This is a genomic window from Pseudomonas caricapapayae, from assembly GCF_001400735.1.
GTDB classification, from domain to species: Bacteria; Pseudomonadota; Gammaproteobacteria; order Pseudomonadales; family Pseudomonadaceae; genus Aquipseudomonas; species Aquipseudomonas caricapapayae.
In genome coordinates, this window is sequence record NZ_LJPW01000074.1 from 1 (window position 1) to 328 (window position 328).

The 328-nt window shown below is 64.3% G+C and carries 1 protein-coding gene; it reads left to right on the forward strand.

Annotated features, from left to right (window positions below):
* Positions 1 to 328: AMP-binding protein (locus tag ALO80_RS11490; RefSeq protein ID WP_144434216.1), on the forward strand; the 328-nt coding region annotated here is incomplete at both ends.

A 328-nucleotide genomic window follows, 5' to 3' on the forward strand; every position in this document is an offset into this window, starting at 1 on the left:
CCACGGCTGCCGAGTTCCCGAGCGAGTACTGCCTGCACAGCCTTATCGAAACCCAGGTGCTGGCCACACCGGACGCTCCGGCGCTGATCTTTGCCGGCGAGCAATTGAGCTACGCGCAACTCAACGCCCGCGCCAACCAGCTTGCCCATCGCCTGCGTGAGTCAGGTGTCGGCCCGGACGTGCTGGTGGGTATCTGCGTCGAGCGCAGCCTGGAGCTGGTCATCGGCCTGCTGGCGATCATCAAGGCCGGTGGCGCTTACGTGCCGCTGGACCCGGATTACCCCGAAGAACGACTGGCCTACATGATGCAGGACAGCGCTATCGGTTT